The sequence below is a fragment of the Sphingomonas astaxanthinifaciens DSM 22298 genome (assembly GCF_000711715.1).
Lineage (GTDB): Bacteria > Pseudomonadota > Alphaproteobacteria > Sphingomonadales > Sphingomonadaceae > Sphingomicrobium > Sphingomicrobium astaxanthinifaciens_A.
In genome coordinates this window covers 1,033,647-1,055,626 of the sequence record NZ_JONN01000001.1, presented here as the reverse complement: position 1 = coordinate 1,055,626, position 21,980 = coordinate 1,033,647, and the positions used below count along the sequence as shown (strand labels likewise).

Below are 21,980 nucleotides of genomic sequence, written 5' to 3'. Positions count from 1 at the left end.
GGTGGGCAGCGCTCAAAAGATCAGCAACATGATCCTGTCGGGGCTGGCGGGCGTGGCTTCGTTCATCTTCTCGCTTTACGCTTTCGTCACCATCACCCAGCTGCCGCAGCAGATCGCCGCGGCGGTGATCGCCGGGGCCTTCTGCCTGGTCGTCTGCTATGTCGCCTCGGAGCGGCCCAACAGCGAAGGCGCGCGCGCGCTGGCCGCCTTGCGCGACCGGCTGCTGGCAGTGGAGGAAGGCGACCTCACCAGCCCCGCGCCGGACCTCGTCCGCCATGCCATGCCCAAGGTCGCGGCGGCGGTGGACAGCCTGTTCGCCGAGGTCCGCAACTCGATCGACAACGCCCATGCGCTGGGCATGTACGATCCCGTCACCAGCCTACCCAACCGCCTCAACTTCCGCGCCGAGGCCGAGCGGATGCTCGCGGCGGCGGGCGAACGATCGTCGGTCATGCTGTTCCTTGACCTCGACCGGTTCAAGGCGGTCAACGACAGTCTCGGCCATGCCCGCGGCGACCAGCTGCTGGTGATGGTCGCCAACCGGCTGCGGGTGCTGGTCAACAGCGAGGCGACCAGCAGCACCGTCCGTCCGCTGCTGGCGCGGCTCGCGGGCGACGAATTCACGCTTTTCTTCCCCGACGTGGGCAGCGCGGCCGAGGCCGAGCGCCTCGCCCGCCGGCTGGTGCTGGCGATCGGCGAGCCGTTCGAACTCCACGGCCACAGCGTCGATATCGGCGCTTCGGTGGGGGTGGCGATGAGCCCCGCGCACGGTCGCTCGGTCGAGGAACTGATGAAGGCGGCGGACATCGCCATGTACCGCGCCAAGGGCCGCGGCGGGCACCAGCATTGCCTGTTCAACGACGCCATCGCCGAGGAGCATCGCCACCGGCTGGAGACCGAGAAGGCGCTGGTCGATGCGGTCCAGCGGGGCGAGTTCGTGCTCGCGCTGCAGCCGCAGCTCAGCCTCGCCAGCGGCGCGGTGACGGGGGCCGAGGCGCTGCTGCGCTGGAACCACCCGACCCGCGGGCTGGTGCGCCCGGCCGAGTTCATCACCATCGCCGAGCAGACCGGGGTCATCAACGACATCGGCGACTGGGTGATGGCCGAGGTGGCGGCGATGCTCGCGAGCTGGGAGGAGACCGGCGAGGGGCTTGGCCGGGTCGCCTTCAACATCTCGCCGCGCCAGATCGAGCGCGCCGACTTCTTCCCGCGCCTGCGGCAGATCTTCGCCAATGCCGGGGTCGGGCTCGACCGGGTCGAGCTCGAATTCACCGAGACCGCGGCGATGGAATGCTCGGCCGCGGTGCTGGCCGAGATCGCCGAGGTCCGCCGCGAAGGCGCACGAATCGCCATCGACGATTTCGGGACGGGCTATTCGAACATCGCGCGGCTCCGGAAGCTGCCGATCGACCGGGTCAAGCTCGACCAGTCGCTGATCCACGACATCGTTACCAGCGAGCAGGCGCGCAACGTCGTCCAGGCGGTGATCCAGCTGGTTCGCGGGGTCGATTGCGAGCTGGTCGCCGAGGCGGTCGAGACCGTCGCCCAGGCCGACATCCTGCGCGCCATGGGCTGCGAGACCATCCAGGGCTTCGTCTTCGCCGAGCCGATGATGGAGACCGAGTTCCTCGCCTGGACCCGCCACGCCAGCAGCGAGGGGCGGAGCGCGGCCTAGGGTCGCAGGCCCGCTTCGAACACCCGCCGGTAGATGCGGGCCAGCGCCTCGATATCCGCCACGCCTGCGCTTTCCCCGACCTTGTGCATGGTCGCATTGGGCAGGCCGAAGTCGACCACCGGGCAGAGCTGGATGAGGAAGCGGCCATCCGAGGTGCCGCCGCCGGTCGAGAGCCTTGGCGCAATTCCGCACTCGGCCTCGATCGCCTCCGTGACGATATCGTAGAGCCGGCCTGCCGGTGTCAGGAAGGCCTCGCCCGAGATGCGCGCGCGGACCTCGGCGGCGGGGTCGATTGTGCGGGCGATGCGGGTGACCTCGGCGACGAGGTCGGCGCCGTTCTGAAGGTTGTTGAAGCGGATGTTGAGCTGGGCGGTCGCCTCGCCCGGAATGAGATTGCTGGCGCTGGTCGGGGTGCCGAGCGCGGTAAATTCGAGGTTCGAGGGCGGGAAGGCCTCGGTCCCGTCGTCGAGATGAAGCTCCGACAGGGCGGCGACGATGCGGGCGAGGCGCGGGACCGGATTGTCGGCCTTGTGCGGATAGGCGACGTGGCCCTGCACGCCCTTGACCGTCAGCCACAAATTGACCGAACCGCGGCGGCCGATCTTGACCGTGTCGCCGAGCCGGGTCTCGCTGGTCGGCTCGCCGATCAGGATCATGTCGGGGCGGATCGCGCGCTCGTTCAGCCAGTCGATGATCCGCGGCGTGCCATAGGTCGCATAGCCTTCCTCGTCGCCGGTGATGAGGAAGGAAAGGGTGCCCCCCTGCTGGTCGATCGCGGACGCGGCGGCGGCGGCGGCGGCGATCGCGCTCTTCATGTCGTTGGCGCCGCGCCCGATCAGCCGGCCGTCCTCGATCCGCGCCTCGAAGGCGCTTGCCGTCCAGCCCTCGCCCGCGGGCACCACGTCGAGATGGCCGGCGAAGCCGACATGGGGGCCGGGGCCGCGTTCACGGATCGCGACCATGTTCTCGGTCGGCCCGTCGGGCGCTTCGCCGAGGATGAATCGATGGACGGTGAAGCCGATGGCCGATAGCGCCTCGTCGAGGACGTCGAACACCGCGCCGCTGGCGGGGGTGACCGAGGGCACCGAGATGAGCTTGGCGGCGAGGTCGACGGGGTCGATAGAGGACATGGGCCACGCGCTAGCATGGGAGCGACAATGCCGAAACTGGACTTGGGAACGATCGAGCGCACCAACCGGACCGGCTATCCGCCGCCGCACGACGCCGCGGTCGCGGGGCGCTGGTATCAGCGACTGGCCCCGGCCGGGAAGCTGACCGACTTCGGGGTCAGCCTGGTGGTGCTCAAGCCCGGCGCCTGGTCGAGCCAGCGCCACTGGCACGAGGGCGAGGACGAGTTCCTGATCATGCTCGAAGGCGAAGCGGTGCTGGTCGAGGACGAGGGCGAGGTCGTTCTTCGGGCGGGCGACTGCGCGGCCTTCCCCAAGGGGGTACGGAACGGCCACCACCTGCGCAACGAGAGCGGCTCCGACTGCCGCTTCCTGTGCGTCGGCGGGGGCGAAGCGAAGGGCGGCGCCTACAGCGACATCGACATGCTGTTCACGCCCGAGGGCCGCTATACCAGCAAGGACGGGACGCCCTACGACGCCAGCCGGATCTAGCTGAGCAGCGCCTTCGACAGGTCGGTGAAGCCGAGCGGGACCAGCCCGCAGCGCCCGGCCGACTTGGCCACGGTCAGCGAAATCTTGGGGTCGCGGATCTGGCTGCTGACGAGCAGCAGGTCATCGATGGTCAGCGCCTTGGGATCGGGATCACGCGCCCGCCATTCGCGCGCCGCCCGCCCGAGCTCGAGCAACTGGGCGGTGCTGAGTTCGGCCTGGAGGTAATTGCCGACGCAATCGGCGCGCGATCGCTCGAGTCCGACTTCGGCAAGCGTATCGCTGATCCGCTCGGCCGGGGTGGCACAGGCGGGGAGAGCGAGGGAAAGGGCGGCGGCCATAACGCAAGGTAAACGCATGGCCACCGGACGAACGGCAGGTCAGGCAGTTCCTTTGCCGCCCTCGAATTGTTCGATCACCCACGGTTCGTCCTGCGCGGCGTCGATCCACTGCGCGACATGCGGGTGGCGGAGCACATCGGACATATACTGGCGGGCGAAGGGCGGGACGGGGATCGACCAGGTCAGGAAACGGGTGACGACGGGCGCGTACATCATGTCGACCGCCGACCAGCCGCCGAACAGGAAGGGGCCGCCCGAACCGTGGCGGGCGCGGGCCTGCGCCCACAGGGTGAGGACACGGTTGATGTCGGCCACCGCCTCGTCGGAAAGGTCGGGGGTGGGGACGTTGCGGCGGACGTTCATCGGGCATTCGCGGCGCAGGGCCGAAAAGCCCGAATGCATTTCGGCGGCCATCGAGCGGGCCATGGCGCGGGCGGCGAGGTCCTCCGGCCAGTAATGCTCGCGGCTCGTAAGGTCGGCGCAATATTCGATGATCGCGAGGCTGTCCCAGACGACCGTCTCGTCATGCCAGAGCAGCGGCACCTTGCCCGAGGACGGGGCGAATTCGTCGCCCTCGCGTCGCTCGTCCCACGTATCGTTGTAGAGGGGCACGACCAGCTCCTCGAAGTCGAGGCCCGAGGCCTTGACTGCCAACCAGCCGCGCATCGACCAGGAGGAATAGGCCTTGTTGCCGAGGATGAGCTTGAGCACGTCTTCTCCGTTCGCGGTCATGCCGGACTTGATCCGGCATCCATCTGCTTTCGACCGACGGGAAGAAAGAAAGGTGGACCCCGGGTCAAGCCCGGGGTGACGAAAGCTCAGGACAGCGCGTCTTCCAGAACCGCGGCGCGGACCTCGGCGATGCCCATGCCCTTCTCGCTCGAGGTGGCGATGAGCTGGGGGAAGGCGGCGGGGTGCTTGCGCGCCTCGGCCTCGGTGGCCGCGGTGACCGCGGCAAGTTCGCTCGCCTTGATCTTGTCGGCCTTGGTGAGCACGAGGCGATAGCCGACCGCCGCGGCGTCGAGCATCTCCATGATCTCGCGATCGACCGGCTTCACCCCGTGGCGGCTGTCGATGAGGACCACCGCGCGCTTCAGCACGGCGCGGCCGCGCAGATAGTCGTTCACGAGGAAGCGCCAGCGCTTGACCATGTCCCTCGGCGCCTCGGCGAAGCCATAGCCCGGCATGTCGACCAGCCGCAGCGCCAGCGGCGCGCCGACGTCGAAGAAGTTCAGCTCCTGCGTCCGGCCTGGCGTGTTCGAGGTGCGCGCCAGCTTGTTGCGCCCGGTGATGGCGTTGAGGAGCGAGCTCTTGCCGACGTTCGAGCGGCCGGCAAAGGCGATCTCGGGCACGGTAGGATCGGGCAGGAACTCCAGACCCGGGGCCGACTTCAGGAACTCGACCGGGCCGGCGAACAGCTTGCGCGCCCGCTCGACCAGGTCTTCGGGAAGGCCGTCCATCAGGTCTTCACCGTGGTGACGCCTGCCTTGGCGGCGATTCGGTCGGCGTCATATTTCGAATAGAGATACTTCTGCTGGAGGATGCCGAGGATGTTCGAGACCACCCAGTAGAGCTGCAGGCCCGCGGCGAAGCTCGCCATGGTGAACATCAGCACCCACGGCATGATCGAGAAGATCTGCTTCTGGACGTCGTCCATCGGTGCGGGGTTGAGCTTGAACTGCGCCCACATGGTGATCCCGAGCAGGATCGGCAGCACGCCGAGGTGCAGCAGGCCCGGGGGATCGAAGGGCAGCAGGCCGAACAGGTTGATCGGGGTCAGCGGGTCGGGGGCCGACAGGTCCTTGATCCACAGGATGAAGGGCTGGTGGCGCATTTCGACGCTGACGGTCAGCACCTTGTAGAGCGCATAGAAGACCGGGATCTGGAGGAAGATCGGAAGGCAGCCGGCGGCGGGGTTGATCTTCTCGCGCTTGTAGAGCTCCATCAGCTCCTGCTGCATCCTGGTCCGGTCGTCCTTGTGACGCTCCTGGATCTCCTTCATCTTCGGCTGCACCGCGCGCATCGCGGCCATGCCGCGGAACTGGCGGTCGAAGATCGGGTACATCAGGCCGCGAACGATGAAGGTCAGCGCGATAATCGCGAAGCCGAAGTTGCCGATGGTGTGGAACAGCCAGACGAGCAGCGCGAAGATCGGGCGCATGAACCACTCGAACCAGCCCCAGTCGATCGACTTGGAGATGAGCGGGACGGTGCCGGCCGCTTCATAGCTGTCGAGCCACTTCTTTTCCTTGGCGCCGGCGAAGAGGCGGGTGGTGTCGGTCAGCACCTGGCCGGGCGGGAGGATCTTGTTCTCGAGCGCGTAATCGGCCTGGTAGCTGGTGCCCGCACCGCGGCGGAAGCTGGCGGCGATGGCGCCGTCGCCGGCGGGGGCGAGCGCGGTCAGCCAATATTTGTCGGTGAAGCCGATCCAGCCGTTGTTGCCCGAGAAGCGCTGGCCGGCGCGATCCTCGTCGAGATCCTTGTAGTTGATCCCGTAATTGGCCTTGGAATCGAGCACCGCCATCGGCCCGACATGATGGGTCCAACCGTCGGGATCGGCCGACTTGTCGGCGCGGCTGAGGAGCGCGAACGGGCGGACGGCGACGGGGCCGGTCCCGCCGTTCGCGACCTTCTGGGTCACGGTGAAGAGATAGCCGTCGTCGACCGCGACCGTCAGCTCGAAGCGCTGGCCGGTGGGGTTGGTCCAGCTCAGGACGACAGGCTTGCCGGGGGTGAGCGTCGGCGCGCTGGCGGTCCACACGGTGTTGGCGTCGGGCACCGCGACGCCCTGGCCGGTCCAGCCGAAGCTGGCGAAATAGGCGCCGGGCGCTCCGGCCGGGCTGAGCAGCCGCGCGGCGGGCGAATCCTTCTTCACCGTCTCGGTCTGGCGGACCATCGCGAGGTCGTCGAAGCGCGCGCCCTTGAGGTTGAGCGAGCCAATGAGGCTCGGGGTCTGGATGCGGACGCGCGGAACGCTGCCGATCGCCTGGGCCCGGCTCATCGTCGGAGCCGCCGGTGCCTGCGGGGCGGCGGCGGTGGTGGATGCGGGGGCGCCGGGCTGGGCGGGCGCGGTCGCGACGGGCTTCTTCGGGGTCGGGAAGAAGCGCTCGGACAGCAGGCCCCAGCCCAGCAGCACGAGGGCCGACAGGGCGATCGCGAGGACCATGTTGCGCGTGTCGTTATTCACGGTGGTTCAAATCCTCGTCAGGGGACCGGGTCGAAGCCCTGGCCGCCCCAGGGGTGGCAGCGGCCGATCCGCTTCAATGCGAGCCAGCTTCCGCGCAGCGCCCCATAGCGGCGCCAGGCGGTGATTGCATAGGCCGAGCAGCTCGGCTGGAAGCGGCAGGAAGGGGGCAGGATCGCGCTCGGGCCCACTTGCCAGCCGCGCGCGATCAGGATGAGGAGCTTCGCCGACAGGCCGGTGCGGGCCTCGTCCTTGTGCGAAGCATGGTCGAGGCACATCAGGCGGCCACCTTGCGCAGCGCCTTGGCGAGTTCCTTGCGGAGAAGGTCGAAGTCGCGCTCGATTCCCCCGTTGCGGCCGATCAGGATGTGGTCGGCGCCGGCGATTCCGCCTGCGGGCAGGAGCTCGGCGGCCAGCGCGCGAAGGCGCCGCTTCATCCGGTTACGGACGACGGCGTTGCCGATCTTCTTGGTCACCGTATAGCCGATGCGCTTCACGTCCGAGCCGTCCGCCCGGGGGCGGACCAGCAGCACGAAGCCGGGCATGGCGGCGCGCCGGCCGCCGTTGGCAGCCAGGAAATCCGCGCGCTTCCGTAGGGTGACTAAGCGCTGAGCTTCTTGCGGCCGCGGGCGCGGCGCGCCGCCAGCACCTTGCGGCCACCCACCGTGGCCGAGCGCGAACGGAAGCCGTGACGCCGCTTGCGGACGAGGTTGCTGGGCTGGAAAGTGCGCTTCATCGCTCATTGCCTTGAGAGGTGGAATAAAAAGGGCCGCCCCAACGAGGGCAGCCGCATTGTCTGGGCGCCCGATACGCAAGGCAACCGGCGAAGTCAATGCTGCGAGGGGGAAGTGGCGGGCGTGGCGGGTGCCACCGCGGCGGGGCCAGGATCGATCGGCGCGATCTCCAGGCCGGCGCCCGGAAGCGGGTCGTCGGTGCGCGGCGCCTCGCCCGGCGGCGGGGCCTCGGCGCGCTCGCGCTCCTTGCGAATCGCCTCGCGACGCTTGGCGCTGCCGCGGCGAAGACCCCAGTCGGCCCAGCCCCCCGCCTTGGGCTGCCAGCGCTTGAAGCGGACATAATGGCGCTTGGCCCAGAGGCTCGAGCGCAGGATCAGGGTCAGGCCGGCGGCGAAGACGAAGATCCCGCCCGGCCCCGGCAGCGCGCTGACCAGCGGGGTGACGAGGATCAGGAGGACGCCGATGGCGAAGACCAGGCCCTGGAACAGCCGGGTATCGCGAATGGCGAGGAAACGGGCACGCAGCGACATGGACGGTGATGTAGGGAGCTAAGACGGTCGGGCAAGGGGCGGCTTGTGCCCCTGGCGGGCTTGCCATAGCATCGCGCCCGCCGAGCTAGGGGGCGATGTGCATCTCGGATTGCTGGTGACGGGGAACCGCGGCTGATGGTCGCGATCGTCAGCACGGTCGCCTATCTCGGGTTGGAGGCCCGCGCCGTCGAGGTGCAGGTCCAGCTCTCGACCGGAATCCCGCGATTCGTGATCGTCGGCCTGCCCGACAAGGCGGTGGCCGAGAGCCGCGAGCGGGTCCGCGCGGCGCTGACCGCGATCGGGCTGGCGCTCCCGCCCAAGGTCATCACGGTCAACCTGTCGCCGGCTGACCTGCCCAAGGAAGGCAGCCATTTCGACCTGCCAATCGCGCTCGGCCTGCTGGCGGCGGTGGGGGCGACCGACGCCGAGATGCTGTCGCATTATGTCGCGGTGGGCGAACTCGGGCTCGACGGGCGGATCGCCGCCTCGCCCGGCGTGCTGCTGGCGGCGCTTCATGCGGCGAGCGAGGAGAAGGGGCTGATCTGCCCCGCGTCGCAGGGGGCGGAAGCGGCCTGGGCGGGGGAAGTCGAGGTGCTCGCCGCGCCCGACCTCCTCAGCCTCCTCGCGCACCTCAAGGGGACGACCCTGCTCGCCGCGCCGCCGCCGGGTGAGGCCGAACCGGCGGCAGGCGGTCCCGACCTGCTCCAGGTCAAGGGGCAGGAAGTCGCCAAGCGCGCGCTCGAGATCGCCGCGGCGGGCGGGCACAACTTGCTGATGAGCGGACCGCCGGGCGCGGGCAAGTCGCTGCTCGCCTCCTGCCTGCCTGGGATCCTGCCGCCGCTGTCGCCGGCCGAGGCGCTCGAGGTGTCGATGGTGGCCTCGGTGGCGGGCGAGATGACCGGCGGGCAGATGAAGCGGCGGCGGCCCTTCCGAGCGCCGCACCACAGCGCCTCGATGCCGGCCCTGGTCGGCGGCGGACTGAAGGTGCGGCCTGGGGAGATCAGCCTCGCGCATCTCGGCGTGCTGTTCCTCGACGAATTGCCCGAGTTCCAGCGGGTGGTGCTCGACAGCCTGCGCCAACCGCTCGAGACCGGGACGGTCAGCGTCGCGCGGGCGAACAGCCACCTGACCTTTCCCGCGCGGGTCCAGCTGATTGCGGCGATGAACCCGTGCCGCTGCGGGCATCTCGGCGATCCGGCGCTCGCCTGCGCCCGCGCCCCGCGCTGCGCATCCGACTATCAGTCGCGGGTGTCGGGGCCGCTGCTCGACCGGATCGACCTTCATGTCGAAGTCGCCGGGGTGAGCGCCGCCGATCTGTCGCTGCCCCCGCCCGCCGAGGGGAGCGCCGCGGTCGCCGGGCGGGTGGCGCGGGCGCGCGGCGTGCAGACGCGGCGCTACGAGGGGCAGGGGGCACGGACCAATGCCGAGGCCGATGGCGAACTCCTCGACACGGTCGCGACCCCCGACGAGCCGGGGCGAAAGCTTCTCGCCGATGCCGCGGCGGCGATGCGATTGTCGGCACGGGACTATCACCGGGTGCTTCGAGTCGCGCGGACCATCGCCGACCTCGCGGGGGCGGAGACGGTCGGGCGGATCCATGTCGCCGAGGCGCTCAGCTACCGGCGATTGACGCCCAATAACTAGGAATTAACGTCTCGGCCCGCAGGTTGCGGGCTCTTGCAGGGGGGAAGTGTCATGGGTGCGTTCGAATCGGTCGGTCACAGCTTTCGCCATTTTGCCGACTTCAAGGGACGCGCCTCGCGCTCCGAATTCTGGATCTTCTTCGGCTTCGTGCTGCTCCTCAATCTCGTCGCGGGCATGTTCGGGATGCGGATCGGCGGGATCGTCGCGCTGGTCCTGTTCGTGCCGCAGCTGTCGGTGGCGGTGCGCCGGCTCCACGACGTCAATTGCTCTGGCAAGGAGCTGATCATCCCCTTCGCGATGATGTTCGCGGCAAGCCTGCTGGCGGTCTTCCCGGGCTTCCTGTCGCGGATCGTGACGCTCGGGGTCATCGCCACCGCGCTGATCTTCTTCGCCGCGCTGCTGCGCCACTTCCTCAAGGAAGGCAGCAAGGTTCCCAACAAGTGGGGATCGAGCCCGACCGCTTTCTCCTTCGCGCGCTAAAGCGCCAGGGGTATCGCCCCCGGCGCGAAACCGCGCTAGGGGCGAGCCGTCCTTCCCACGCGGGCGTGGCGGAATGGTAGACGCAGCGGACTCAAAATCCGCCGGAGCAATCCTTGTCGGTTCGAGTCCGACCGCCCGTACCAGCCTTTTTCCCTATCGAAGCGCGGGCTGCCAGGCATAGCCGGGGCGGCTGCGGACCACGCGGCCGATTCCCGGATAGGGGAAATGCGGCGCGAAGATGAGCATGCCGGTGCCCGCGATCCGCGCCAGCTCGGCGACCCGGGTGCGCTCTGCGAGCGGCTTGTTGCCGTCATAGCCCATGGTCCATTCGGGGTGGCCGAGCGAGACCACCGAGCTGTGCGCCGTGTCGCCGATGTCGAGGAGGCTCCGCCCGCGCGAGCTGATTCGGTAGCCCGTGTGGCCGGGGGTGTGGCCGCGAAGCGGGACCGCGACGATTCCCGGAAGCACCGCCGCGCCGGGCGCGAAGGTGCGGACGCGCGGCGCGATTCCCCGGGCGATCGCCGAGGAGGAGCCCTGCGTTCGCACATAGGCCCATTCGGGCGCCGACATGCGGATCGTGGCGCGCGGGAAGGCGGGGCGGCCGGCGGCGTCGACCAGCCCCCCGATATGATCGCCATGGCCATGGGTGATGAGGACGTCGGTGACCGCGCCCGGCGCGACCCCGGCGCGGGCAAGGCTCGCCATCAGCTGCCCGCCCTTGGTCGGCCCGTTGCCGGTGTCGATCAGCACCACCCGCCCGGGCAGCCCGCGGACCAGCAGGCCGCCGACGTTGAGCGGGATGGCATCGGTCGGAAGACCCTTGGCGCGGAGGAAGGCGGCGACCGCGGCCGGGCCGACATCGAGGCCGAACACCTTACCGTCGTTGGGCGCAATGTTGGCGCCATCGCGGACCGGAGTGAGGGTGAGCGCGCCGAGCGCCACGTTGCGCGCCTCGGGCGCGACCGGCGGCGGGGCCTGGACGGCGATGGCAGCGGTGGCCGAGGCGGCGAGGACGGCGGCGAGGAAGAAGGGGGCTGTGCGCATCGCTGGCGGGTCTCCGGGGCGGGAATGAAACTCGGTCAACCAGACGAAGGAATGCCGCGCGCGTTCCCGCCGCCGGCACGGACCTTAGGCCGCATCGGGCTCCTGCTGGCGAAGCGCTCGTGGGCTGGCTAGGGTGTGGCCATGGATGCCTCTCAGCCCCGCACCGACAGCCCCGAGGACGATGCGGCGCTGCTCGCCGAGCAGATCACCGTCAAGCGTGACCGGCTGCTCGCCTCGCTGACCCTGATCGCGGGTATCGGCCTCATCTTCGCGCTTCCCTTCGCGCTCCGGGCGGGGGCGGAGTTCTTCCTGCCCGTCACCGCGGCCATCGTCATCGCGATCGCGCTGGTGCCGCTGCTGCAGTGGTTCGAGCGGCGCGGGCTGCCCGCCGCGCTGTCGGCGCTGAGTTGCGTGCTGGTGTTCCTCGCGGTCACCGCCTTCGCCCTCTTGTCGATCGTCATTCCCGCGACCGACTGGGTCATGCTGCTGCCGCAGCGGATCGGCCGGGTGAAGGAGGCGCTGGGGCCGCTGCTCAAGATCTACGAGGACCTGCAGCGCTTCGCCGACCGGATCATCAAGCAGCTGCCCTCGGGGGATTCGGCGGGTGGCGGCCAGACGGTCAAGCTCGAGACCCCCAATTCGATCAGCGACCTGCTCACCAACTCGGCCCCGCACGCGCTCATCCAGATGTTCTTCGCGCTGCTGCTGATCTACTTCTTCCTCGCCGGCTGGACCGCGATGCGCAAGTCGACGATCACCAGCCGCGGGAGCTTCGAGGGGGCGCTGACCACCGCCCGGGTGATCCAGCAGACGGTCACCGCCACCTCGACCTACATCGGCACCATCTCGCTCATCAACGTCACGCTCGGCGCGCTGCTGGCGCTGATCGTGTGGGCGGTGGGCATGGATTCGCCGCTGATGTGGGGCGGCATCGTCGCGGTGCTGAACTTCATTCCCTATCTCGGCCCGATCGCCGCGGCGGCGCTGCTCGCGCTCGGCGGACTGATCAGCTTCGGCGGGCCCGAGACGTGGAAGGCCTTCCTCCCGCCGCTGATCTTCATCGGCATGCACCTGGTCGAGGCCAATGCGGTCACCCCGCTGATCGTGGGCAAAAGGGTGAAGATCAATCCGATCCTCATCCTCCTCTCGCTGAGCTTCTGGGCGTGGGTGTGGGGCACGGTCGGCGCGCTGCTCGCCATTCCCCTGCTGATCATTTTCAAGACCGTGTTCGCGGCGGCGGGAACGCCGGATATCGCCGGTTTCCTGTTCGAGCACGGGACGCTGACCCATGCCGGCGAGGAGGACGAGTACGAGGCGACCGAGCGGCCGCCGGCCCTTTCCGCTGCGCCGCGCGACCGACAAATGCCCTGACGAGGCGTTTTCCCGATTGACGAGGGCGGGTCCGCCCCCTAGTTGGCCGCTCACCCAAGCGGGTGTAGCTCAGTTGGTTAGAGCGCCGGCCTGTCACGCCGGAGGTCGCGGGTTCGAGCCCCGTCACTCGCGCCATTTCCCTTTTCATCGAAAAAATGGAAATGGCGCCGGTCCGCCGGCGCCGGTCGGGACGTCAGAGTCCCGAGGCTGCCGCGGTGCCGGTGCCGGTCGCGGCCGGCGCGTCGGGCTTGCGGCCAAGCGGAGCCTGGGCCGAATCCTCGCCCCCCGTCAGACCCCATTTCAGGCTCGGCGAGGCCGAACTCATCAGGCTCCGGTCGGCAGCTTCGGCGGCGGCGCGCGTGGCCGCGTCGTGGCGGCCGGCATCGATCCGCATGGTGACCCGCGTCTTGCCGCCGGGACCGACCTCGGCCTCGACCAGCTTGGCGAGCTCGGGCGGCAGTTCCTGGCGCGCCTGAGCGACCACCGCGGGGGTGGTCTGCGACGGCGTCATGGCGGCAAAGCGCGCCTCGGCGGCCAGCGCGGCCGAGCGCAGGCCCTTGGGATCCGCCTCGCGCTTCGCCCACTGCTGGGTGAAGGCGGAAGGCTGTCCCCAGCCACCCGGCCAGCGATAGAAGATGTGCGCGCCGATCACCGCGCTCTTGGTCAGCGTCGGGGCCCAGTAAGGCATGACGTAATTGGCGTGATAATGGGTGGCGTTGCCGACCGCGGCCGCGACATGGCCCTTGAGCGCCTCGTCGGCGATGCGACGGGCACGATCCCAGTAGACGCGCATCGGCGCGGCCGCGAGCGAGCCATCGCAGGTGAAGCTGAACTGGCAGCCCGTCTGCCGCTCGGCGCCCTGGTAGACGACCCCGCAGACGGTGGCGGGATAGGCGGGATGGCGGACCCGGTTCAGGACCACCTGCGCGACCCCGCGCATCCCTTCCTCGGGCTCGCGCGCCGCCTCGTAATAGACCGCCTGGGTCAGGCACTCGAGCGCCCGACCATAGGTCCTGGAGTCGGTCTTCAGGACGAACGGCGCGGCCGCCGGATTGGGGCCGCCGGCGAGCGGCAGCGCGGCGTTGAGCTTGAGCGCCTCGTCCGGCGCGACCTGGCGGACGGCAAAAGGGGTCATGGCCTGCACCGAGGGGGCGGCGTCGGCCGCCGTCTCCTGGGGCTCGGGCGAGCGCGACGGATCGGTCACCGCCGCGATCGAGGCCGCCGCGGCCACCAGCAGCAGGCCGCCGCCGACCGCTTCGAGCGGGCGGGCGCGCAGCAGCGCAAGGGCCTGTCGGGCCGCGAACGGCCGGGCCTGGGGGAGGGCCAGAGAAGTCATGAGCAGGTGTATGAGTTAGCTAAAGCAGTCCGAAATTTCAAGGGTTGGGCGGGTCGTTCCGCCATCGTCCGGTCTCGCTCCAGCGCAGGATCGGCTTGAGCGGAAGCACCCAGATGATCCCTGCGACGATATAGAAAGGCAGCTGAACCGCGGCTGGCCAGCGGCCGACCACGTCCGAGAGCGAGACGATCAGCGCCGCCCAGACGATGATCACGCCAAGGATCATGAACACGCCCGCGGTCGGGCGCGGCCGCGGGGGCTGTTCGTGGGTCAACGGGCAAACTCCAGGAGGCCGGAAGGGGAAGCGAAGGCGTCGAGCGGCTGGTCCCAGGGATCGGCGGCGATGGTCGAGTCGAGGAGCTGGAAGTCCCAGCCGATGCCGACGATCCGCGCGCTTCCGCGCAAGGCCTCGAGCGCGCGGTCGTAATGGCCCTGGCCCATGCCGATGCGGTTGCCACGGGAATCGCAGCCGACCAGCGGCACAAGGACGAGGTCGGGAACGAGCGGGTCGTGGTCGAGCGGCGGCTGGAGCAGGCCCCAGGGGCCGGGCTCGGTCGCGTCGCCGGGGCGAAAGGTCATCCGCGAATCGCGCGCCGCGAAGGCGGGAAGGGCGGTCTCCCTGCCGAGCGCCCGGGCCCGGTCGAGCGCGGCCAGCGGGCTGATCTCGTCCTTCATCGGCTGGTAGGCGGCAACCACGCGGGCGGCGAACAGCAGCGGCTCGAGCCGGCGCGTAAGCTCGGCCTCGAGCGCGGCGCGGGTGTCAGGGGCGAGGCTGGCGGCGAAGGCCTTGCGCTCGGCACGCAGCGCGGCGCGGGCGGCGGCCTTGTCGGCCAGGGAGGGAAGTGACGGGACCACCATGAGGTCGTTGCTCTGTAATCCTCTGACGCCGGTAACGTCAGGTGGGGACCATATGTGCCGGACCAGGGTCCAACCAGGGACAGCCCCCAAGGATCGGGAATAGCCTCAGGGATTGCGAAAAGCTCGTGCCAGGCAGTGCCCGTCAACTACCTATCTAGGCGTTTGCGAGCTCATTCTCAAGGTGACCGGCGAGCCGCTCGAGCCGCTCGGCCAGCGCGTCGACCCGGCGGATCACCATCGGGTCGGGCGGCGAAGGTGGCGGCGGGGCGGTCACGCCGCGCTTTTCGATCAGCTGGTCGGCCAGCAGCAAGGAGGCGAACAGGAGCATCCGCGCCTCCGACAGCGCGCCAAGGCCGGCCAGCGCCTCACGGCCCTTGGCATCGACGAGTTCGGCGGCGTGGCGAAGGTTCTGCTCCTCGCCGTCACGGCAGGCGACCCGATAGGCGCGGCCGGCGATGGTGATGTCGACTTCGGCCATGGCTCAGGCTTCGACCTTGCTGATGATGGTGTCGAGTTCGGCGATGGCGGCGCGGACCCTGGCGCGGAGCCGCTCCTCGCCGTCGCCGCGGCGACCGACCTGCTCGGCCACGCGCTCGACCCGTGCCAGTGCCCGCTCGGCGCGTACCAGCGCCGCTTCCAGTGCCTCTTGTGTCATGGCCCTGACCTATGCCTCTTGGGGCGTCCTGCCAAGCGGCGCGGGTGTTGACGCTCAACGGCTCACCGCCCAAAGGGGCCGCACTGTCGGGCGGCCGATTCCGGTGCTGCCCGCCCTTGATTAGCGGAGCCTCGATGCAGCCGACCCAGCGCCGTCTCGCCAATGCCATCCGGGCCTTGGCCATGGACGCGGTGGAGGCCGCCAACAGCGGCCATCCCGGCATGCCGATGGGCATGGCCGACGCCGCCACCGCCTTGTTCACCAAGGTCCTGAAATACGATCCCGCCGACCCGCACTGGGCCGACCGCGACCGCTTCGTGCTGTCGGCCGGGCATGGCTCGATGCTGATCTACGCGCTCCTCCACCTGACCGGCTACGCGCATCCGACGCTCGACGAGATCAAGCGCTTCCGCCAGCTCGGCTCCCCCTGCGCCGGCCACCCCGAGAATTTCGAACTGGCGGGCATCGAGACCACCACCGGGCCGCTCGGCCAGGGCCTCGCCACCGCGGTCGGCATGGCGATCGCCGAGCGCCACCTCAACTGCCTCTATGGCGACGAGCTGGTCGATCACCGCACCTATGTGATCGCGGGCGACGGCTGCCTGATGGAAGGCATCAACCACGAGGCGGTGGGCCTTGCCGGCCATCTCAAGCTCGGCCGGCTGATTGTCCTGTGGGACGACAACAAGATCACCATCGACGGTTCGACCGAGCTCAGCCGCTCCGAGGACGTGATGGCCCGCCATGCGGCGAGCGGTTGGCACACGATCGAGTGCGACGGCCTCGATGCGGGCAAGGTCGCCCAGGCGCTCGAAAAGGCGATTGCCGACCCGCGGCCGAGCCTGATCCGCTGCAAGACCGTGATCGGCTATGGCGCGCCCAACAAGCAGGGCACGGCGGCGACCCACGGCGCGGCGCTGGGCAAGGCCGAGGTCGAGGCGGCACGCAAGGAGCTGGGGCTCGATCCGACCGAATTCACCATCCCTGCCGACGTGCGCGAGGCCTGGGCCAAGGTCGGCGCGCGCGGAAGCGCCGAACGCGCGGCGTGGGAAGCGCGACTGGCGAAGAGCGGCAAGGCCGACGAGTTCAAGCGGCGGATGGCGGGCGCGGTCGATGACCGCTGGCTCGCGCCCTATCTCGACGAACTGCTCAAGAGCCCGCCGACCGTCGCCACCCGCAAGGCGTCGGAAATGGCGCTCGAGGTGATCAACACCGCGGTTCCCGCCACCATCGGCGGCTCGGCCGACCTGACCGGCTCGAACAACACCAAGACCAAGTCGACCGGCCCGCTCACCGCCGAGGATTATTCGGGCCGCTACGTCTATTACGGAATCCGCGAATTCGGCATGGCCGCGGCGATGAACGGCATGGCGCTGCACGGCGGCGTCATCCCTTATGGCGGGACCTTCCTCGTCTTCTCCGATTACTGCCGCGCGGCGATGCGGCTCTCGGCGCTCCAGAATGCGCGGGTCGTCTATGTGATGACCCACGATTCGATCGGGCTCGGCGAGGATGGGCCGACCCACCAGCCGATCGAGCACATCATGAGCCTGCGGATGATCCCGAACCTCGAGGTGTGGCGGCCGGCCGACGCGGTCGAGACCGCCGAGGCCTGGGCCGATGCGCTGAAGCAGGAGGGTCCCAGCGTCCTATGCCTGTCGCGCCAGAACCTGAAGCCAGTGCGGACCGCGGCGGCGAGCGAGAATCTGAGCGCACGCGGCGGCTATGTCGTGCGCGAGGCGGCCGAGCCCAAGGTGATCCTCATCGCCACCGGCTCCGAGGTCGAGATCGCGCTCGACGTGGCCGGGCGGCTCGAGGGCGAGGGCATCGCCGCCCGCGTGGTGAGCCTGCCCAACTGGCGCCGGTTCGAGGCGCAGGACGAGGCCTATCGCGAGGCGGTGCTGCCGACGGTCGGTCCGGACGAGATCCTGCGCGTCTCGATCGAGGCGGGCACCACCTTCGGCTGGGAACGGCTGACCATGGTCCAGGGGCTTCGCTTCGGGATCGACAGCTTCGGCGCCAGCGCGCCCGCCAAGGACCTCTACGACCATTTCGGCCTGACCGCCGAGAAGATCGCGCCGCAGATCATTTCCGCCCTGCGGTCACGTCCTCGCTCGTCCTGAGCGACGTCGAAGGGTAATCAAGACGGGCTTCGACTTCGCTCGGCCCGAACGAGTTTGGGAGAAGAAAACAGATGACCAAAGTCGCCATCAACGGATTCGGCCGGATCGGCCGCCTCGTCGCCCGCGCCATCCTCGAGCGGCCCGAGAGCGGGCTCGAGCTGGTCGCGATCAACGACCTTGCCGACGCCAAGTCCAACGCCTGGCTGTTCAGCCGCGACAGCGTCCACGGGAAGTTTCCGGGCGAGGTGAAGGCCGAGGGCAACGACATCGTCATCAATGGCAAGCGCATCGCGGTCACCGCCGAGCGCGATCCCGCCAACCTGCCGCACAAGGCGCATGGGGTCGACATCGCCCTCGAGTGCACCGGCTTCTTCACCAGCAAGGAAGGCGGCGAGAAGCATCTCGCGGCGGGCGCCAAGCGCGTCCTCATCTCGGCCCCGGCCAAGGGCGCGGACCTGACGGTCGTCTATGGCGTCAACCACGACAAGCTGACCGCCGACCACAAGATCGTGTCGAACGCCTCGTGCACCACCAACTGCCTGGCGCCGGTCGCCAAGGTGCTGAACGACGCGATCGGCATCGAGCGCGGGCTGATGACCACCATCCACGCCTACACCAACGACCAGAAGATCCTCGACCAGATCCACAGCGACCTGCGCCGTGCGCGCGCGGCCGGCATGAGCATCATTCCGACCACCACCGGCGCCGCCCGCGCGGTGGGCGAGGTGCTGCCCGAGCTCAAGGGCAAGCTCGACGGTTCGGCGGTGCGCGTGCCGACCCCGAACGTCAGCCTCATCGACCTGACCTTCACTCCGGCGCGCGACACGTCGCTCGACGAGGTGAACGGCCTCCTCAAGGCGGCCTCGGAGAGCGGGCCGCTGAAGGGCATCCTCGCTTATTCGGACGAGCCTTTGGTCTCGATCGACCTCAACCATTCGCCGGCGAGCTCGACCGTCGACAGCCTCGAGACCGCCGTGCTCGAAGGCAAACTGGTCCGCGTGGTCAGCTGGTACGACAATGAGTGGGGCTTCTCGAACCGCATGGTCGACACCGCCGCGGCGATGGCGAAGCTGGGGTAGGCGCAAGCCACCGTTTGCCCCGAGCGAAGTCGAGGGGCCTGCACTGTGCCTCGACTTCGCTCGGCACGAACGGAGAAGTGAATGCCCTTCCAGACCCTCGACGATCTCCCCTCGGACCTCACCGGCAAGAAGGTGCTCGTCCGCGTCGACCTCAACGTGCCGATGCAGGACGGCGCGGTGTCCGACGCGACCCGGCTCCAGGCGGCGCTCCCGACCATCCTCGAGCTGTCGGACCGCGGCGCGATCGTGCTGCTGCTGAGCCACTTCGGGCGGCCCAAGGGACAGAACCGGCCCGATATGTCGACCGCGCTGCTAGTCAAGCCGCTGACCGACCTCACCGGGCGTTCGGTGCGCTTCATCGAAGACTGCCAAGGCGCGCAGGCGGCGCGGGCGATCACGACCATGACGCCGGGCGCGATCGGGGTGCTCGAGAACACCCGCTTCCACGCCGGCGAGGAGAAGAATGATCCTGCCCTGTCGCAGGGGATCGCGGCACTCGGGGACTTTTACGTCAACGACGCCTTCTCCGCCGCGCACCGGGCTCACAGCTCGACCGAGGGCGTGGCGCATCTCCTGCCCGCCTTCGCCGGACGGGCGATGGAGAAGGAACTGAAGACGCTCGAGGCAGCGCTGGGCAGCCCCGAGCGGCCCGTCGCGGCGGTGGTCGGCGGGGCCAAGGTCTCGACCAAGCTCGCGGTCCTCGGCCACCTCGTCGACAAGGTCGATCACCTGATCATCGGCGGCGGCATGGCCAACACCTTCCTCGCCGCGCGCGGGGTGAATGTCGGCAAAAGCCTGTGCGAGCATGACCTCACCGGCGAGGCCGAGGCGATCCTCGAGCGTGCCGACGCGGCCAATTGCACCGTCCACCTCCCCTATGACGTGGTGGTCGCGACCGAATTCGCCGCCAATCCGCCGAGCATGCGGACCTGCAACGTCCACGAGGTCGCCGAGAACGAGATGATCCTCGACATCGGCCCATCGGCGGTCGAGGCGCTGGGCGACGCCCTCAAGAATTGCCGGACCCTCGTCTGGAACGGGCCGCTGGGCGCGTTCGAGACCCCGCCCTTCGACGCCGCGACGGTGGCGCTGGCGCGGACCGCGGCGGCGCTGACGCAGGACGGGAGCCTGGTCTCGGTCGCCGGCGGCGGGGACACGGTCGCCGCGCTCAACCACGCCGGGGTGGCACACGACTTCACCTTCGTCTCGACCGCCGGCGGCGCCTTCCTCGAGTGGATGGAAGGGCGCACGCTTCCCGGGGTCGCCGCGCTCGCCCGCTAGTCGGTTGCGTGCTTCATGACCGCCCGTTAGAGCCCGCCCGCATACGTATGCAGAAGGGTTCGAGGAGCGTCATGAACAGCCAGGAAATGCGGGACAAGATCGCGGGCGGCCAGGGCTTCATCGCCGCGCTCGACCAGTCGGGCGGTTCGACCCCCAAGGCGCTCAAGGGCTATGGCATCGACGAGGACGGCTGGTCGAACGACGAGGAGATGTTCGGCCTGATCCACGCCATGCGCAGCCGGATCATCACCTCGCCCTGCTTCTCGGGCGAGAAGGTGATCGGCGCGATCCTGTTCGAGCGGACCATGGATGGCGAGGTCGATGGCAAGCCGACCCCGCAGGCGCTGATCGAGCGGGGAATCGTCCCCTTCATCAAGATCGACAAGGGCCTCGAGGACGAGGCCAATGGCGTCCAGTTGATGAAGCCGATTCCCGGGCTCGACGATCTCCTCAGCCGCGCGAGCGGGCTCGGCGTGTTCGGGACCAAGGAGCGCTCGGTGATCAACCTCGCCAACGAGGCGGGGATCGCCGAAGTGGTCGGCCAGCAGTTCGAGGTGGCATCCCACGTGCTGCGCCACGGCCTGGTCCCGATCATCGAGCCCGAAGTGAACATCAAGAGCACCGACCGCGACGCCTGCGACCGCCTGCTGCGTGACGAGATCCTCCGCCACCTCGATCGGCTGGCCGAGGGCACGCAGGTGATGCTCAAGCTGTCGATCCCCGCCGAGGCCGGCTTGTTCCAGCCGCTGATCGACCATCCCAAGGTGCTTCGCGTGGTGGCGCTGTCGGGCGGGTTCAGCCGGCAGGACGCCTGCGCCGAGCTGGCGAAGAACCCGGGCATGATCGCGAGCTTCAGCCGGGCTTTGCTGTCGGACCTCCGCCACCAGCAGAGCGATGACGAGTTCGACAAGACGCTCGGCACCGCGATCGACGAGATCCACGCCGCCTCGATCGCCTAAGGCGCGGTCTCCGCGGCGCGGCGGAAGGCAAGGGTGAGGGCGGCGGTCAGCACCGCTCCCTCGACCCCCGCGCAGACCAGCGACCAGGGTGGGGCCAGCCCGCCGCTGAGGAGGCCGCCGAGCGGCGCGTCGGGATAGAGGGCGGCAAGCCCGGCGAGGCTCCCGGCCATCAGCCTTCCGCCGAGCAGGGCAATGATCAGTCCCGCCGCCAGCCCCATCGCCGCGCCCAGCCCGAGCAGGGTGCGCGCCGGGACTGCGGGGCGGTGGAGCGCGGTGAAGGCGGCAAGCCCGGCGAAGAGCCCGACGACCAGTCCCTCGGCGCCCCCGGTGATCGCGGCCGGGCGGGTGCCGGTCAGCAGCGCGAAGGCGTCGAGCCCGACCAGCCGGCCGAGCGTGCCGGTGACGAACCCGCCCGCGGCAGTGCCGGCGAGCAGCGCGAACAGCGTGCCAGGCCCGAGCCGGTCGCCGAGCGCGGCGCCCAGTCCGATCCCGCCGCCGCCGAGCAGCCCGACGACGAGGCACAGGCAGGTCATCACCAGCACGAGCGAGATGGCGCCCGTCCCGGGTGGCGGTGCCGAGGCGGCGAGAAGGCCATAGCCGAGCCCGCCGGCAAGCCCCGCCGCCGCGCCCCCGCCGAGCCCCGCCGCGCACAGCGCCGCGAAGCGCGACGGGCGGGCGGCGCTGGGCGCGCGCTCGGGCGTCGCGGAGGGCCGGGAGGCGTCGGCCGGGCCGATCCAGCGATAGCCGTAGCGCGGCACGGTCTCGATGAAGCGGGGCCGCGCCGCCTCGTCGCCGAGCGCCTTGCGCAGTACCCGGATGCACTGGGTCAGCGCCTCGTCGGTGATCGGCATCATCTGCCAGACCTCGGCGTGGAACCGGTCCTTGGTGATCAGCTGGCCGGGGTGGCGGGCGAGGAGGAGCAGCGCGTCGAAATAGCGCGCGGTGACCGTCACCGGGGTGCCGTCGACCGCCAGCCGCCGCTCGGCCGGGTCGATCACGACGCTCCCCAGCCGCATCACTGCATTGCTCACCGCGTCGGCCAAATGCTCACCCTCCGCTCACCTCTTTTCC

Annotated in this window: 24 protein-coding genes, 2 tRNA genes and 1 pseudogene; 11 read left to right on the top strand and 16 right to left on the bottom strand. The window is 69.6% G+C overall.

What is annotated here, in order from left to right:
- Nucleotide 1: 1 nt before the first annotated feature.
- Nucleotides 2-1,675 (top strand): putative bifunctional diguanylate cyclase/phosphodiesterase, encoded by a 1,674-nt coding sequence (locus BS69_RS0105285; RefSeq protein WP_169738058.1) that lies wholly within the window; start codon nt 2-4, stop codon nt 1,673-1,675.
- Here the strand turns inward: BS69_RS0105285 and dapE are convergent.
- Nucleotides 1,672-2,805 (bottom strand): succinyl-diaminopimelate desuccinylase, encoded by a 1,134-nt coding sequence (gene dapE / locus BS69_RS0105280; RefSeq protein WP_029940926.1) that lies wholly within the window; start codon nt 2,803-2,805, stop codon nt 1,672-1,674. The genes BS69_RS0105285 and dapE overlap by 4 nt on opposite strands.
- A 27-nt stretch (nt 2,806-2,832) precedes the next feature.
- On the opposite strand from dapE, the gene BS69_RS0105275 reads away from it, so the two are divergent.
- Nucleotides 2,833-3,294, top strand: a complete 462-nt coding sequence (locus BS69_RS0105275; RefSeq protein ID WP_029940925.1) for a cupin domain-containing protein — start codon at nt 2,833-2,835, stop codon at nt 3,292-3,294.
- Here BS69_RS0105275 and BS69_RS0105270 read toward each other — a convergent pair.
- The 8 genes and pseudogenes from BS69_RS0105270 to BS69_RS0105235 all read right to left on the bottom strand — a co-directional run bounded on the left by BS69_RS0105270 (nt 3,291) and on the right by BS69_RS0105235 (nt 8,079).
- Nucleotides 3,291-3,632 (bottom strand): hypothetical protein, encoded by a 342-nt coding sequence (locus BS69_RS0105270; protein ID WP_245605112.1) that lies wholly within the window; start codon nt 3,630-3,632, stop codon nt 3,291-3,293. The two genes, BS69_RS0105275 and BS69_RS0105270, sit on opposite strands and share 4 nt — an antisense overlap.
- Before the next feature lie 39 nt (nt 3,633-3,671).
- Nucleotides 3,672-4,364 (bottom strand): glutathione S-transferase family protein, encoded by a 693-nt coding sequence (locus BS69_RS0105265; RefSeq protein WP_029940923.1) that lies wholly within the window; start codon nt 4,362-4,364, stop codon nt 3,672-3,674.
- 86 nt (nt 4,365-4,450) lie between these two features.
- The gene (gene yihA / locus BS69_RS0105260) at nt 4,451-5,092 is read right to left on the bottom strand and encodes a ribosome biogenesis GTP-binding protein YihA/YsxC (RefSeq protein WP_029940922.1); all 642 of its coding nucleotides are present in this window, start codon (nt 5,090-5,092) and stop codon (nt 4,451-4,453) included.
- Entirely contained in the window at nt 5,092-6,819 is a 1,728-nt protein-coding gene (gene yidC / locus BS69_RS0105255) for a membrane protein insertase YidC (RefSeq protein WP_084184298.1), read from the bottom strand. Before yidC ends, yihA begins: the two co-directional genes overlap by 1 nt.
- A gap of 17 nt (nt 6,820-6,836) precedes the next feature.
- Nucleotides 6,837-7,049, bottom strand: a complete 213-nt coding sequence (yidD, locus tag BS69_RS0105250) for a membrane protein insertion efficiency factor YidD (RefSeq protein ID WP_029940920.1) — start codon at nt 7,047-7,049, stop codon at nt 6,837-6,839.
- A gap of 44 nt (nt 7,050-7,093) precedes the next feature.
- A pseudogene (gene rnpA / locus BS69_RS0105245) lies at nt 7,094-7,405 on the bottom strand (ribonuclease P protein component); the annotation flags it as partial.
- Between the two features lie 11 nt (nt 7,406-7,416).
- Nucleotides 7,417-7,551 (bottom strand): 50S ribosomal protein L34, encoded by a 135-nt coding sequence (rpmH, locus tag BS69_RS0105240; protein ID WP_029942004.1) that lies wholly within the window; start codon nt 7,549-7,551, stop codon nt 7,417-7,419.
- A gap of 93 nt (nt 7,552-7,644) precedes the next feature.
- On the bottom strand, nt 7,645-8,079 hold the full coding sequence (locus tag BS69_RS0105235; RefSeq protein ID WP_245605110.1) for a hypothetical protein: 435 nt from the start codon (nt 8,077-8,079) through the stop codon (nt 7,645-7,647).
- Nucleotides 8,080-8,214: 135 nt separating this feature from the next.
- Between BS69_RS0105235 and BS69_RS0105230 the strand changes: the two genes are divergently transcribed.
- The 3 genes from BS69_RS0105230 (at nt 8,215) to BS69_RS0105220 (ending at nt 10,346) form a co-directional block, all read left to right on the top strand.
- Complete coding sequence (locus BS69_RS0105230) at nt 8,215-9,723, top strand: YifB family Mg chelatase-like AAA ATPase (protein ID WP_029940917.1); 1,509 nt, start codon at nt 8,215-8,217, stop codon at nt 9,721-9,723.
- 51 nt (nt 9,724-9,774) lie between these two features.
- Nucleotides 9,775-10,203 (top strand): DUF805 domain-containing protein, encoded by a 429-nt coding sequence (locus tag BS69_RS13620; protein ID WP_051676559.1) that lies wholly within the window; start codon nt 9,775-9,777, stop codon nt 10,201-10,203.
- Nucleotides 10,204-10,262: 59 nt separating this feature from the next.
- Nucleotides 10,263-10,346, top strand: a tRNA-Leu gene (locus BS69_RS0105220).
- Nucleotides 10,347-10,356: 10 nt separating this feature from the next.
- On the opposite strand, the gene BS69_RS0105215 is transcribed toward BS69_RS0105220, so the two are convergent.
- Nucleotides 10,357-11,247: an MBL fold metallo-hydrolase gene (locus BS69_RS0105215; protein ID WP_029940915.1), complete on the bottom strand. Its 891-nt coding sequence runs from the start codon at nt 11,245-11,247 to the stop codon at nt 10,357-10,359.
- Between the two features lie 141 nt (nt 11,248-11,388).
- On the opposite strand from BS69_RS0105215, the gene BS69_RS0105210 reads away from it, so the two are divergent.
- Nucleotides 11,389-12,618, top strand: a complete 1,230-nt coding sequence (locus tag BS69_RS0105210) for an AI-2E family transporter (protein WP_051676558.1) — start codon at nt 11,389-11,391, stop codon at nt 12,616-12,618.
- A gap of 58 nt (nt 12,619-12,676) precedes the next feature.
- Nucleotides 12,677-12,753, top strand: a tRNA-Asp gene (locus tag BS69_RS0105205).
- 58 nt (nt 12,754-12,811) lie between these two features.
- Here BS69_RS0105205 and BS69_RS13615 read toward each other — a convergent pair.
- The 5 genes from BS69_RS13615 to BS69_RS14205 all read right to left on the bottom strand — a co-directional run bounded on the left by BS69_RS13615 (nt 12,812) and on the right by BS69_RS14205 (nt 15,467).
- Entirely contained in the window at nt 12,812-13,954 is a 1,143-nt protein-coding gene (locus BS69_RS13615; RefSeq protein WP_051676557.1) for a cell wall hydrolase, read from the bottom strand.
- A gap of 37 nt (nt 13,955-13,991) precedes the next feature.
- The gene (locus tag BS69_RS0105195; RefSeq protein ID WP_029940912.1) at nt 13,992-14,228 is read right to left on the bottom strand and encodes a DUF2842 domain-containing protein; all 237 of its coding nucleotides are present in this window, start codon (nt 14,226-14,228) and stop codon (nt 13,992-13,994) included.
- Complete coding sequence (locus tag BS69_RS13190; protein WP_051676556.1) at nt 14,225-14,812, bottom strand: 5-formyltetrahydrofolate cyclo-ligase; 588 nt, start codon at nt 14,810-14,812, stop codon at nt 14,225-14,227. The genes BS69_RS0105195 and BS69_RS13190 overlap by 4 nt, the downstream gene beginning before the upstream one ends.
- A 154-nt stretch (nt 14,813-14,966) precedes the next feature.
- Nucleotides 14,967-15,290 (bottom strand): cell division protein ZapA, encoded by a 324-nt coding sequence (locus BS69_RS0105185; protein WP_029940910.1) that lies wholly within the window; start codon nt 15,288-15,290, stop codon nt 14,967-14,969.
- A gap of 3 nt (nt 15,291-15,293) precedes the next feature.
- Nucleotides 15,294-15,467 carry a hypothetical protein gene (locus BS69_RS14205; RefSeq protein WP_156956906.1) on the bottom strand — a complete coding sequence of 58 codons (174 nt, stop codon included), beginning with the start codon at nt 15,465-15,467 and terminating at the stop codon, nt 15,294-15,296.
- Between the two features lie 134 nt (nt 15,468-15,601).
- Here BS69_RS14205 and tkt point away from each other — a divergent pair, with 134 nt between their 5' ends.
- The 4 genes from tkt to BS69_RS0105160 all read left to right on the top strand — a co-directional run bounded on the left by tkt (nt 15,602) and on the right by BS69_RS0105160 (nt 20,909).
- Nucleotides 15,602-17,590, top strand: coding sequence for a transketolase (gene tkt / locus BS69_RS0105175; RefSeq protein ID WP_029940909.1), 1,989 nt, complete (start codon nt 15,602-15,604; stop codon nt 17,588-17,590).
- A gap of 71 nt (nt 17,591-17,661) precedes the next feature.
- A complete protein-coding gene (gene gap / locus BS69_RS0105170; protein ID WP_029940908.1) occupies nt 17,662-18,669 on the top strand; it encodes a type I glyceraldehyde-3-phosphate dehydrogenase in 1,008 nt (335 codons plus the stop codon).
- Nucleotides 18,670-18,750: 81 nt separating this feature from the next.
- Nucleotides 18,751-19,950 carry a phosphoglycerate kinase gene (locus tag BS69_RS0105165; protein ID WP_029940907.1) on the top strand — a complete coding sequence of 400 codons (1,200 nt, stop codon included), beginning with the start codon at nt 18,751-18,753 and terminating at the stop codon, nt 19,948-19,950.
- A 71-nt stretch (nt 19,951-20,021) separates the two neighbouring features.
- Complete coding sequence (locus tag BS69_RS0105160) at nt 20,022-20,909, top strand: fructose bisphosphate aldolase (RefSeq protein ID WP_029940906.1); 888 nt, start codon at nt 20,022-20,024, stop codon at nt 20,907-20,909.
- Here the strand turns inward: BS69_RS0105160 and BS69_RS13185 are convergent.
- Nucleotides 20,906-21,940: a winged helix-turn-helix domain-containing protein gene (locus tag BS69_RS13185; RefSeq protein ID WP_156956904.1), complete on the bottom strand. Its 1,035-nt coding sequence runs from the start codon at nt 21,938-21,940 to the stop codon at nt 20,906-20,908. The two genes, BS69_RS0105160 and BS69_RS13185, sit on opposite strands and share 4 nt — an antisense overlap.
- Nucleotides 21,941-21,980: the final 40 nt, after the last annotated feature.

Bases quoted from the DNA above. Each gene is read 5' to 3' on its own strand.
- dapE (WP_029940926.1), bottom strand. From the start codon at position 2,805: ATGTCCTCTATCGACCCCGTCGACCTCGCCGCCAAGCTCATCTCGGTG.
- BS69_RS0105275 (WP_029940925.1), top strand. From the start codon at position 2,833: ATGCCGAAACTGGACTTGGGAACGATCGAGCGCACCAACCGGACCGGC.
- BS69_RS0105270 (WP_245605112.1), bottom strand. From the start codon at position 3,632: ATGGCCGCCGCCCTTTCCCTCGCTCTCCCCGCCTGTGCCACCCCGGCC.
- BS69_RS0105265 (WP_029940923.1), bottom strand. From the start codon at position 4,364: ATGACCGCGAACGGAGAAGACGTGCTCAAGCTCATCCTCGGCAACAAG.
- yihA (WP_029940922.1), bottom strand. From the start codon at position 5,092: ATGGACGGCCTTCCCGAAGACCTGGTCGAGCGGGCGCGCAAGCTGTTC.
- rpmH (WP_029942004.1), bottom strand. From the start codon at position 7,551: ATGAAGCGCACTTTCCAGCCCAGCAACCTCGTCCGCAAGCGGCGTCAC.
- BS69_RS0105235 (WP_245605110.1), bottom strand. From the start codon at position 8,079: ATGTCGCTGCGTGCCCGTTTCCTCGCCATTCGCGATACCCGGCTGTTC.
- BS69_RS0105230 (WP_029940917.1), top strand. From the start codon at position 8,215: ATGGTCGCGATCGTCAGCACGGTCGCCTATCTCGGGTTGGAGGCCCGC.
- BS69_RS13620 (WP_051676559.1), top strand. From the start codon at position 9,775: ATGGGTGCGTTCGAATCGGTCGGTCACAGCTTTCGCCATTTTGCCGAC.
- BS69_RS0105215 (WP_029940915.1), bottom strand. From the start codon at position 11,247: ATGCGCACAGCCCCCTTCTTCCTCGCCGCCGTCCTCGCCGCCTCGGCC.
- BS69_RS0105210 (WP_051676558.1), top strand. From the start codon at position 11,389: ATGGATGCCTCTCAGCCCCGCACCGACAGCCCCGAGGACGATGCGGCG.
- BS69_RS13615 (WP_051676557.1), bottom strand. From the start codon at position 13,954: ATGACTTCTCTGGCCCTCCCCCAGGCCCGGCCGTTCGCGGCCCGACAG.
- BS69_RS13190 (WP_051676556.1), bottom strand. From the start codon at position 14,812: ATGGTGGTCCCGTCACTTCCCTCCCTGGCCGACAAGGCCGCCGCCCGC.
- BS69_RS0105185 (WP_029940910.1), bottom strand. From the start codon at position 15,290: ATGGCCGAAGTCGACATCACCATCGCCGGCCGCGCCTATCGGGTCGCC.
- BS69_RS14205 (WP_156956906.1), bottom strand. From the start codon at position 15,467: ATGACACAAGAGGCACTGGAAGCGGCGCTGGTACGCGCCGAGCGGGCA.
- tkt (WP_029940909.1), top strand. From the start codon at position 15,602: ATGCAGCCGACCCAGCGCCGTCTCGCCAATGCCATCCGGGCCTTGGCC.
- gap (WP_029940908.1), top strand. From the start codon at position 17,662: ATGACCAAAGTCGCCATCAACGGATTCGGCCGGATCGGCCGCCTCGTC.
- BS69_RS0105165 (WP_029940907.1), top strand. From the start codon at position 18,751: ATGCCCTTCCAGACCCTCGACGATCTCCCCTCGGACCTCACCGGCAAG.
- BS69_RS0105160 (WP_029940906.1), top strand. From the start codon at position 20,022: ATGAACAGCCAGGAAATGCGGGACAAGATCGCGGGCGGCCAGGGCTTC.